Here is a 10,749-nt window from a genome sequence, read left to right on the forward strand (position 1 = left end):
GGCTAGGGGTACGGCGCATCCCGCGCCGGGGGCCGTTCCGCCGGCACCGTCGCCAGCAGGGCTCGGATCTCCGTGACGCGGGGGTCGCCGAGGCGCCGGCTGACGGTCAGCGCCTCGGCCCAGTGCTCTCGCGCCGCGCGGGTCCGGCCCGCCCGGTGGTTCAACCGGCCCAAGGTGATGCGGACGTCGATGGTGCCGTAGTCGGCGTTCAGTTCTTGAAGTTCGGCGAGCGCTTCGAGCCCGGCCTTCTCGGCTTCGTCGTGCCGTCCGGCTCCTTCGAGAGCTTCGGCGACGTTCCCCAGCGCGAGGGCCGCGTGGTAGCGGTCGCCGAGCTCCGCGAACGCTTCGTGGGCGGCCTGCGCGGCTTCGGCGGCCTGGTCGTAGTCGTGGAGGCCGATGCGGCTGGCGCTGACATTGAGCAGGGCGTGCGGGACGAACGTGCGTTGCCCGTGTTCGCGGGCGAGGCGGACCGCCCGCAGCGCGTGGCGTTCGGCTTCGGCGTACTCGGCGCGGACGTAGTAGGCACCGGCGAGGTTGGACAGGATCGCGACGGTCAGCGCGGTGCCCTCCCCGTCCTCCGACGCGGCGCGGGCTTCCTCGAGGGCTTCGAGGGCCTGGTCCGGCTGGAGGGTGCGCAGGTAGGCCGAGCCGAGGTTGTTGGCGCTGTACTGGAGACCGGTGCGCTCACCGGCGTCCCGGGTGGCGGCGACGGCGGTGCGCGCGGTGGTGATCCAGTCGTCGCGGTCGTGGCGTTCGGCGAAGAAGCCGCGCAGGAGCCAGGCGAGCTTCCAGGCGTGCGCGGTCCAGCCGTGGCTCGCGGCGACGCCGACGAGCGCGGTGAGGGCGGCGCGTTCGGTGGTGTACCAGGCGATGGTCTGCTCGTGCTGGGTGAACCGGACGGCGGGCACCGGCGCGGGGTCGAGCGTGATGTCGTCGGTGAGCAGGTCGGGGCGGACGAGCTTGTTGGCCTCGGCGACGGTCGCGAGGTACCAGTCGACGAGCCGGCGCAGAGCCGCTTCGCGTTCGTCGGCGCTCGTCTCGGTTTCGACGAGCTCGGCGGCGTAGACGCGCAGGAGGTCGTGGAACTGGTAGCGGTCGGTGCCGGGCTGGTTGAGCAGGTGCGCGGCGGCGAGCTGGTCGGCGAGCTCCCGCGCCTCGCGCAGGTCGGCGCCGGCGAGCGCGGCGGCCGAGGACAGGCTGAAGCCGTGCCCCGGGTGCAGGCCGAGCAGCCGGAAGAACCGCGCGGCGGCCGGGCGCAACGCCTTGTAGGACCAGGAGAACGCGGCGCGCAGATCGGTGCCGGCGTCCTCGGGGTCGCGCAGGGTGTCGAGCCGCAGCCGCTGGTCGCGCAGCTCTTCGACGATCCCGGCGAGCGAGACGCCGGAAAAGCGCGACGCGCGTTCCCCGGCGAGGGCGAGCGCGAGCGGCAGGCGGCCGCAGAGCTGGACGAGTTCGGCGACGGCGCCGGGTTCTTCGGCGAGCCGCCGCGGCCCGACGCTGCCGGCGAGCAACGCGGCGGCGTCGCGGTCGTCGAAGGAGCGCAAGGCGATCCGGCGGGCACCGTCACGGGCGACGAGGCCGCGCAGCTGGTTGCGGCTGGTCACGACGACGAGGTTGCCGGGGCCGGGCAGCAGCGGCCGGACCTGGTCGGCGTCGCGGGCGTTGTCGAGCAGCATGAGCGTGCGGCTGCCGGCCAGCCTGCTGCGCAGCAGGGCCGAGCGTTCCTCCACAGTGGAGGGGAAGGTCTCGGGCGGGACGCCGAGCGCGCGCAGGAACCCGGCCAGCGCGGCGTCCGGCGTGACGGGGGTGTCGGCCGAGTGGCCGCGCAGGTCGAGGAAGAGCTGGCCGCCGGGGAAGCGGTCGCGGACGCGGTGGGACCAGTGCACGGCCAGCGACGTCTTCCCGATGCCGGCGGTGCCTTCGATGACGACGATGCCGGAGGCGCCCCCGGGCGGCAGCCGGTCGAGTTCGGCGAGCTCGGGACCGCGGCCGGTGAACCCGGCGACGTCGAAGGGCAGCTGCCGCGGAACGGTGTGGACGGCGGGCCCGGCATCGGCGGCGAGCAGCTCGGCGTGCAGGCGGCGCAGTTCTTCACCCGGTTCGACACCCAGTTCGTCGACGAGCAACGCGCGCAGCCCGGCATAGCGGGCGAGCGCTTCGGCGCGCCGCCCGGACCGGGCCAGTGCGCGCACGAGCCGTTCCCACAAGGATTCCCGCAGGGGGTGCTGCGCGACGAGGTCGGTGAGTTCGGCGACGAGCCGCGCGTCGGGGACGAGCCCTTCGTCGAGATCGATGCGTTGTTCGACGGCGAAGAGGTACCGCTCGGTCAGCAGCGGCCCCCATTCGGCGGCGAGCGCGGCCGAGCCGACGCCTTCGAGAGGCGCACCGCCCCAGCTCTCGAGAGCGTCGGCGAGCAACTCGCGCCGCCGGGCGGGTTCCGTGGCGGCGGCGGCCTGGTCGAGGGTCCGGAGGAAGCGCAGGGCGTCCACCCGGGACGGGTCGACGACGAGCCGGTAGCCATCGGGTTCGGTGACGACGGTGTCCTCGCCGCAGAGGCGGCGCAGGCGCATGACGTAGGTCTGCAGGCTGCCGCGGATGTGCGCGGGCGGGGTCTCACCCCAGACGCCGCGGGCGAGGGCATCGATGGAGACGAGCCGCCCGGCGGCCAAGGCGAGGGTGGCGAGCAGCGCGCGCTGCCGGGAACTGGTCAGCACGACCGGCGAACCGTCGACGAGCACCTGGAACGGGCCGAGCAGCCGGATGTCGATGGTGGTCGCCCCCAGGTCAGCCTCGCGCGCGGCGGGTCCCCGCCCGACGCGGGCCCCGAAGAAGGCAGCGTGACACCACTCGGCCGGGGGCTCAAGCCACTTTGCGAAATTGGGCGGAACCGGTCCCGGGCGCGGGGTTGGGCCGAGAGGGTGATCCCGTTCGGACGGCAGGACTCGGCGGTGGGTGACGATCGGTTTCGGCCGGTCGCCTTCGAAACCGATTCGCGCGGCTGAGCCATTCTTGTGGCAGAGCCGTCGATCGCCGGACTCCGCGAGTCGCCTCGGACCGCGGCTCCGCCGGGCAAGCGCACCGGCCATCCCCGCAATCGCCTGATCGCCTCCACCGCACCGAGCCCGAAAACGCGGCAGGGCCCCGCGCCCATCAGCGCGGGGCCCTGCCGGAAAACCTGCTCAGCGACCGGAGGTCACCCCCCAGGGGGACCCCCGGATTTCACGTTACCGCAGGGGTACGACAGTTTTGGGCGGTCACTTCTTCGCCGCGGCCGAGGTTCGCTTGGCCGGGGCCTTCGCCGCGGTGGTCTTCCGCGCCGCGGTCGTCTTCCGCGCCGTCGTGGTCTTGGCCGCCGTGGTCTTCGCGGCCGTCGTCTTGGCCGCCGTGGTCTTCGCCGCCGTCGAGCGGGAAGCCGCGGGCTTGGCCGCCGTCGAACGGGTCGTCGTCGACTTCGCCGCCGTCGCCTTCGGGGCCGCCTTCGCCCGCGTTGTCGTCTTCGCGGCCGCGGCCTTCGGGGCGGCCTTCGTCGCCGTGGCCCGGGTGGTCGCCGGCTTCGCCGCCGCCGCGCGGGTGCGCGTCGTCGTCGAACGCGTGGTGGCGGGCTTCGCCGCCGCCGTGCGGGACGTCGCCGAGGTGCTCGCCGCGGCGCGCTTGACCGGGGTCGCCTTCGGCAGCTTCTTCGCGCCGGAAACGACGTCCTTGAAGGTGGTCCCGGCGCGGAAGGCGGGCACGTTGGTCTTCTTGACCCGCACGGCCTCGCCGGTGCGCGGGTTGCGGGCGGTCCGGGCCGCGCGGGCGCGCTTCTCGAACACCCCGAAGCCGGTGATGTTGACCTTTTCGCCCTTGTTGACCGTCCGGATGATGATGTCGACCAGACCGTCGACCGCCTCGGAAGCGGCCTTCTTGTCGCCCAGGCGCTCCGTCAGCGCCTCGATCAGCTGGGCCTTGTTGGCCATTCCAGTCCTCCAGAAGGAAGTACCCGTCCACGGCCGCACCGGCCGACTAGCGACACGGTATTACCAAGGCAGCACAAATTCCAAACGGCACGCGGAATCTTTCCCTTGGCGCGGGGCGGGTTCCGCCTCCCGGGAAAGCCTCGGAGAGGGCGCCGGGAGGGCCGTTTGGCGAGGGTTCCGAATCCGGTCGGAAGGGGCGGGATCGCTTGCGGGACAACCGATCCCGCCCCTCGGCCGGGCTAGCTCGCGGCGACCGGGGTGGTCGTCGGCTTCCAGGACGGGCGGGCCGACTCGAAGCGGTCGATCTCACCGGCATGGCGCAACGTGAGAGCGATGTCGTCGAGGCCTTCGAGCAGCCGCCAGCGGACGTAGTCGTCGATCTGGAAGGGCGCGGTGAAGTCCTTGGCCCGCACGGTCTTGGTCTCGAGGTCGACGGTGACCTCGGTGCCGGGCTCGTTCTCGAGCAGCTTCCAGAGCAGCTCGACGTCGTGCTGCTCGCACTGCGCGGCCACCAGGCCGCCCTTGCCGGAGTTGCCGCGGAAGATGTCGGCGAACCGGGCGGAGATGACGACCCGGAAGCCGTAGTCCATCAGCGCCCAGACGGCGTGCTCGCGGGAGGAACCGGTTCCGAAGTCCGGGCCCGCGACCAGCACGCTCCCGTTCTTGAACGGCTCGGAGTTGAGGATGAAGTTCTCGTCGCCGCGCCAGGCGGCGAACAGGCCGTCCTCGAAGCCGGTCCGGGTGACCCGCTTGAGGTAGACCGCCGGGATGATCTGGTCAGTGTCCACGTTGGACCGGCGCAGGGGGACGCCGACGCCGGTGTGCTGGGTGAACGGTTCCATGGTGGAGCTCCTCGCAAAGGGTCAGCGGGCGGCGGTGAGCAGGTCTTCCGGCGACGACAGCGTGCCCCGGACGGCCGTGGCGGCGGCCACGAGCGGCGACACGAGGTGCGTCCGGCCGCCCTTGCCCTGCCTGCCCTCGAAGTTGCGGTTCGACGTCGACGCGCTGCGCTCCCCGGGCTTCAGCTGGTCCGGGTTCATGCCCAGGCACATCGAGCAGCCCGCCTGGCGCCACTCGGCGCCCGCGGCGGTGAAGACCTCGTCGAGCCCCTCGGCCTCGGCGGCCTTCCGGACCCGCATCGAGCCGGGAACCACCAGCATCCGGACCGAGTCCGCCACTTTCCGACCGCGCAGCACCTCGGCCGCGGCGCGCAGGTCCTCGATCCGGCCGTTGGTGCAGGAGCCGAGGAAGACGGTGTCGACCGCGATCTCCCGCAGCGGCGTGCCGGGCTTGAGATCCATGTAGGACAGGGCCTTTTCGGCGGCGACGCGGTCGTTCTCGTCCGGGATCTGCTCCGGGTCGGGCACCTCGGCGCCCAACGGCAGGCCCTGGCCGGGGTTGGTGCCCCAGGTCACGAACGGCGTCAGCTCGTTCGCGTCGAGGTGCACCTCGGCGTCGAACTCGGCACCTTCGTCCGTGCGCAGCTGCCGCCAGTTCTCGACGGCGGCGTCCCAGTCGGCGCCCTTCGGCGCGTGCGGGCGGCCCTTCAGGTACTCGAAGGTCGTCTCGTCCGGCGCGATCATCCCGGCGCGGGCGCCGGCCTCGATCGACATGTTGCAGACGGTCATCCGCGCCTCCATCGAGAGGGCCTCGATGGCCGAACCGCGGTACTCCAGGACGTAGCCCTGGCCACCGCCGGTGCCGATCTTGGCGATGACGGCGAGGATGATGTCCTTCGCCGTGACGCCGGGGCGCAGCTGCCCGTCGACGGTGATCGCCATCGTCTTGAATGGACGGAGCGGCAGCGTCTGGGTGGCCAGCACGTGCTCGACCTCGGACGTGCCGATGCCGAAGGCGATGGCGCCGAACGCGCCGTGCGTGGAGGTGTGGCTGTCGCCGCAGACCACGGTCATGCCGGGCTGCGTGAGGCCGAGCTGCGGGCCGATGACGTGCACGATGCCCTGCTCGGCGTCACCCATCGGGTGCAGCCGGACCCCGAACTCCTTGCAGTTGCGGCGAAGGGTGTCGACCTGGGTGCGCGAGACCGGATCGGCGATGGGGAGCTCGATGTCGACGGTCGGGACGTTGTGGTCCTCGGTCGCGATGGTCAGGTCCGGGCGGCGCACCGGCCGCCCGGCCAGGCGGAGGCCGTCGAAGGCCTGCGGGCTGGTGACTTCGTGCAGCAGGTGGAGGTCGATGTAGAGCAGGTCCGGTTCGGCGCCTTCGCCTCGGCGCACGAGGTGGCTTTCCCACACCTTCTCCGCCAGCGTGCGGGCCTTGCCGGTCGGGCTGGTCATCTCCGGCTCCTTCCACGGTTCGTCGTCGAACTCGGGCGCGCACTTACGGAGCGGGTGCGAGCCGCGATGGGAGGAGCGCAGCTCGAGTTCAGGGTTTCCCAGATGCTGGACTTCCCAAAGTGCGGGACGCTAGTATCGGGTCGTGGGACAGCATAGCGGTATCGGAGTACTGGACAAAGCGGTGGCCGTCCTGCAGGCGGTCGCGGACGACCCCTGCGGCCTCGCGGAACTGTGCACGCGCACCGGCCTGCCCCGGGCGACGGCGCACCGGCTCGCGGTCGGCCTCGAGGTGCACCGCCTGCTGCGCCGCGGCCCGGACGGCCGCTGGCGCCCCGGTACCGCGCTCGCCGAGCTGGCGGGCGGTTCGACGGACCCCCTCCTCGACGCGGCGGGCGTCGTCCTGCCCAAGCTGCGCGACGTGACGGGCGAAAGCGTCCAGCTGTACCGCCGCGACGGAGTCCAGCGCGTGTGCGTGGCGACGGCCGAGCCCCCGAGTGGGCTACGCGACACCGTCCCGATCGGCTCCCGCCTGCCGATGACGGCGGGCTCGGGCGCGAAGGTACTGGCGGCGTGGGCGGACCCGCACACGCAGCGCACGATCCTGGCGGACGCGGTCTTCGGCGAGCGGACGCTCCTGGAGGTGCGGCGACGCGGGTGGGCGCAGAGTGTGGCCGAGCGCGAGCCGGGGGTGGCGAGCATCTCGGCGCCGGTGCGCGATTCCGCGGGGACGGTCGTGGCGGCGGTGTCGGTTTCCGGGCCGATCGAGCGGATCGGGCGCAAGCCGGGGGCGCGCTGGGCCGCGGACCTGCTCGCCGCGGCGGACGCGTTGCAGGAACGGCTCTGAACCGGGTCGGGGTTCAGGCCTGCCCGGTCTCGAAGCGCGCCACCTTGCCGTCGCGAATGAAGAACTGCCAGCGGGTCCGCATCGCGCCCCACGTCGAGTTCGAATAGCTCGCCACGAACTTGCGGCCCTCGTCCTCCGCCCGCTCGACCTCGAGGTGGCCCTGGCTGGAGAAGATCTCCCGCTCGGTCCACTCCGCCAGGTCGCGGTCGGTGCCGTCGTCGGACATCGTCGCGTCCGGGGTCAAAGCCGCCTGGAACGCTGTGCGGTCGCCCGCGTTCAGCGCGTCGATGAACGCTCGCACCGCCGGGTCGCCGATCTCGTTTGTCATGCCGTCATCGTGCACCGTTCGGGGGAACCTCGCGAAATCCGCGTATTCGGTGACGGCGGTCACGTCTCCTCAGGGACAGCACCACGGAGGGGGAGACACATGGTCACCGAACTGAACCGGCGGGCGTTGGCGATGCTGCGCGCCGTCGGCGCCGGGCGGGCCGAACTGACCTGCAGCTGCGAACCGGACCTGCGCGTCGACGGCCTGCCCTGCTGCGACCAGGCGACCGCGCACGCCCTCGCGCGGGCCGGCCTGATCCAGCCCGCGCACGTCGTGGCCGTCGGGCAGTGGGCGCGGGCGGAGCTCACCGCGGACGGCCGGGAAGCGCTCGGCGAAGCTCGAGCCGCCGCTTGATGCAACCATTCGGCGGCCTCGCGCGTGGTACCCGCGGAGGACGACCGCGAGGGGACGCCATGAAGATCGTGCTCGGGCTGCTCGGCAGCTGCCTGATGCTGGCCGCGTGCAGCGGGCCGGGCGCCGGTGCGCCGGTCGTCACCGTGACCGCGCCCGCGACGCCGCCCGCGACACCCACCGCCGATCCGGCGACGGTCAGCTGGATGGACGGCTTCTGCGGTGCCATCCACGGCTACCGGAAGCGCACCAACGAGGAAGCCGGGCCGGGCAAGCCGGAGCCGGGCTCGGTCGCCGAAGCGCAGAAAGCCCTCAGTGCCGAACTCGGCGGGATCGCGACGCGGACCGGCGAGGTCGTCGACAAGCTGAGCGCGCTGCCGCCCGCGCCGGTCCCGCTGGCCGAGCAGGTGCGGAAGGCGTACGTCACGAAGTTCACCACGGCCCGCGACCGCGCCGCGAACGCCAAAACCGCGCTCGACCGCGCGAAGCCCGGCGACGAGGCGTCCCAGGACCCGGCGGCGCAGGCCATCGAGCAGGCGCAGCAGGACGTCGACGGCACCTACGACCCGGTCGCCCCGCTGACGGAGTCAGCCGAGCTGATGACCGCGGCGGCGACGGCGCCCGGCTGCAAAGCCTGACCGCGGGTGGACGCGGCAGGCGGGATGCGTTCTCGTCGAGTGCGTTGAAGACCATAACCCGCCATCATCGCGTCAGTGACGCCCGCAGCGGCAGGGACCGCGACGAATCCCCGACCGACACCGTGAACCCGCCCCGCACCGGCCGCCACGTGTGGGTGAGCGTGTCCCACGTCGAAAAGTCGCGCGCGGTCAAGTGGATCGTCACCCGCTGGGCCTGTCCAGGGGCCAGCGAAACCCGCGAGAACCCCTTCAGCTGCCGCGGCGGCTCGCCCGCGGCCGCCGGGAAGCCCAGATACAACTGCGCCACGTCGGCACCAGCGCGACGCCCCGTGTTCCGCACCGTGAACGTCGCCAGCGCGCCGTCCCCGGCCGGCCGCACCGACAGCCCCGAGAACGCGAACGTCGTGTACGACAGCCCATGGCCGAACGGGTACAGCGGCGTCCGGCCCTGCGCGTCGAACCACCGGTAGCCGACCTGCAGCCCCTCCGAATACTTCGCCACGCCGTCGACGCCCGGGAACTGCTCCGGCGTGTTCGCCGGGGTGTCCGCGTCCGCCGCCGGGAACGTGATCGGCAGCTTCGCCGACGGGTTCACGTCGCCGAACAGGACCGCCGCCACCGCCGCGCCGTCCTGCTGGCCCGGGTACCACGCCTGCAGGATCGCCGGTACCTTCGACGCCCACGGCATCAGCACCGGCCCGCCGCTCTTCACCACGACCACCGTGTGCGGGTTCGCCGCGGCGACCGCCGTCACCAACGCGTCCTGGTCGCCCTCCAGCGCGAGGCTCGGCCGGTCCTTGCCCTCGGTCTCGTTGTCGCCCACCATCACGATGCTGACGTCCGCGCTCCGGGCCAGCTCGGCCGCCCGCGCCGGGTCACTGCCGTCGTCGAGGGTCACCGCGGCGCCGGGCACGCGCTGCCGCAGCCCCGGCAACGGGTCCACTGTGGACGTCGGGATGACGGCAGAGCTGCCTCCGCCGCCGGTCTTGGCCTTCGTCGCGAACGGGCCGATCAGCGCGATCGAGCGCACCGCGGGGTCGAGCGGCAGCTGGGCGTGTTCGTCGCGCAGCAGCACCATGCCGCGCTCGGCGAACTCCTTCGCCGCGGCGTCGTGCTCGGCCGTCGGCAGCGGGGTGAGCACCGGCGGGTGGTCGAACTGCCCGAACGCGAACATCGTGCGGAACCGCGGCAGCAGCAGCTCGTCGACGCGCCGCTCGGTCACCTGCCCGGCCAGCACCGCCTGCTTCAGCTTGTCGCCGTACCACGTGCCGTCGATCATCTCGAGGTTCATGCCCGCGTTCGCCGACCCGACCGTGCTGTGCGCCGCGCCCCAGTCCGACTGGATGAACCCCTTGAACCCCCATTCGTCGCGCAGCTTGCCCTGCAGCAGCTCCGGGTTCTCGCACAGGAACACGCCGTTGATCTTCGGGAACGCGCACATCACCGAACCCGCGCGGCCTTCGGTGACCGACTGCTCGAAGTGCGGCAGGTAGATCTCGTTGAGCGTCCGCTCGTCGATGTGCTCGTCGATGCTGAACCGCTGGGTCTCCTGGTTGTTCGCCGCGTAGTGCTTGACCTCGGCGATCGTGCCGTTCTCCTGGATGCCGCGGATGTCGGCGGCGGCCAGCGCGCCGACGAGCACCGGGTCCTCTCCCATCCCCTCGAACGTCCGGCCGTTGCGCGGGACGCGGGCGATGTTGATGTCCGGCGCCTCGGACACGTTGTGCGCGAGCGCGCGCGTCTCGCTGCCGATCAGCCTGCCGTAGCGGCGCGCGAGCCCGGTGTCGAACGTCGACGCGAGCGCCATCGTGGCCGGCAACGCGGTCGCCGGCTTCTGCGGCTTGTCGTCGGCCGGGCCCATGCCCGCCGGGCCGTTGGCGATCCGGAAGCCGGGTACGCCCAGCCGCGGGATCGGCGGCACGTACCGCTGGTGCTCGGCGTCGGGTTGCAGGTGCAGCTGGGAGATCTTCTCGTCGAGCGTCATCGCCGCGATCAGTTCCGCGGCCCGGCGGTCCGGTGACTGCCGGGCGTCGCGCCAGGGCTGCGCGTCCGCCATCGCCGGGGTCGCCAGCGACAACCCCAGTACCACCGCGAGAACCAGCCGGCCGTTGCGCATCGCGTCTCCCTCGCCACCGAACGGGATCACCGGCGGCCAAGCTAACGCATACGTGACGGCGAAACATAGACTCGATTTCCGTTCACGTACATGAAATCGACTGTGGACTCAACCATTTCCGCGGCTCACGCGTGGAGGACGTGACGGAAGCGAGGGACGAAGGACGCCGAAGAAAGCCCTGATCGGCCTAACGGCGGCCCACTCTCCACAATGGACCCC

General features: G+C 72.3%; 9 protein-coding genes. 3 read left to right on the forward strand and 6 right to left on the reverse strand.

The genetic code is table 11. The features are described 5' to 3' along the window. Positions 1–2 precede the first annotated feature (2 nt). From QP939_RS02235 to leuC, 4 genes are all read right to left on the reverse strand, one after another. The gene (locus tag QP939_RS02235) at positions 3–2,714 is read right to left on the reverse strand and encodes an AfsR/SARP family transcriptional regulator (protein ID WP_285454817.1); all 2,712 of its coding nucleotides are present in this window, start codon (positions 2,712–2,714) and stop codon (positions 3–5) included. A 540-nt stretch (positions 2,715–3,254) separates the two neighbouring features. Then, positions 3,255–3,956, reverse strand: coding sequence for an HU family DNA-binding protein (locus QP939_RS02240; RefSeq protein ID WP_285454818.1), 702 nt, complete (start codon positions 3,954–3,956; stop codon positions 3,255–3,257). Positions 3,957–4,195: 239 nt separating this feature from the next. Beyond that, positions 4,196–4,798 carry a 3-isopropylmalate dehydratase small subunit gene (gene leuD / locus QP939_RS02245; protein WP_285454819.1) on the reverse strand — a complete coding sequence of 201 codons (603 nt, stop codon included), beginning with the start codon at positions 4,796–4,798 and terminating at the stop codon, positions 4,196–4,198. 21 nt (positions 4,799–4,819) lie between these two features. Continuing rightward, positions 4,820–6,253 carry a 3-isopropylmalate dehydratase large subunit gene (leuC, locus tag QP939_RS02250; protein ID WP_285454820.1) on the reverse strand — a complete coding sequence of 478 codons (1,434 nt, stop codon included), beginning with the start codon at positions 6,251–6,253 and terminating at the stop codon, positions 4,820–4,822. 142 nt (positions 6,254–6,395) lie between these two features. Here leuC and QP939_RS02255 point away from each other — a divergent pair, with 142 nt between their 5' ends. Beyond that, positions 6,396–7,097, forward strand: coding sequence for an IclR family transcriptional regulator (locus QP939_RS02255; RefSeq protein WP_163046815.1), 702 nt, complete (start codon positions 6,396–6,398; stop codon positions 7,095–7,097). Positions 7,098–7,110: 13 nt separating this feature from the next. Here QP939_RS02255 and QP939_RS02260 read toward each other — a convergent pair whose 3' ends face one another. Next, positions 7,111–7,425 (reverse strand): nuclear transport factor 2 family protein, encoded by a 315-nt coding sequence (locus tag QP939_RS02260; RefSeq protein ID WP_285454821.1) that lies wholly within the window; start codon positions 7,423–7,425, stop codon positions 7,111–7,113. A 99-nt stretch (positions 7,426–7,524) separates the two neighbouring features. Here QP939_RS02260 and QP939_RS02265 point away from each other — a divergent pair, with 99 nt between their 5' ends. Beyond that, complete coding sequence (locus QP939_RS02265) at positions 7,525–7,779, forward strand: hypothetical protein (RefSeq protein WP_285454822.1); 255 nt, start codon at positions 7,525–7,527, stop codon at positions 7,777–7,779. 59 nt (positions 7,780–7,838) lie between these two features. Then, entirely contained in the window at positions 7,839–8,414 is a 576-nt protein-coding gene (locus tag QP939_RS02270; protein WP_285454823.1) for a hypothetical protein, read from the forward strand. A 64-nt stretch (positions 8,415–8,478) separates the two neighbouring features. On the opposite strand, the gene QP939_RS02275 is transcribed toward QP939_RS02270, so the two are convergent. Continuing rightward, complete coding sequence (locus QP939_RS02275; RefSeq protein ID WP_285454824.1) at positions 8,479–10,530, reverse strand: glycoside hydrolase family 3 C-terminal domain-containing protein; 2,052 nt, start codon at positions 10,528–10,530, stop codon at positions 8,479–8,481. Between the last annotated feature and the right edge of the window lie 219 nt (positions 10,531–10,749).

The organism is Amycolatopsis nalaikhensis, assembly GCF_030264295.1.
Taxonomy (GTDB): Bacteria; Actinomycetota; Actinomycetes; order Mycobacteriales; family Pseudonocardiaceae; genus Amycolatopsis; species Amycolatopsis nalaikhensis.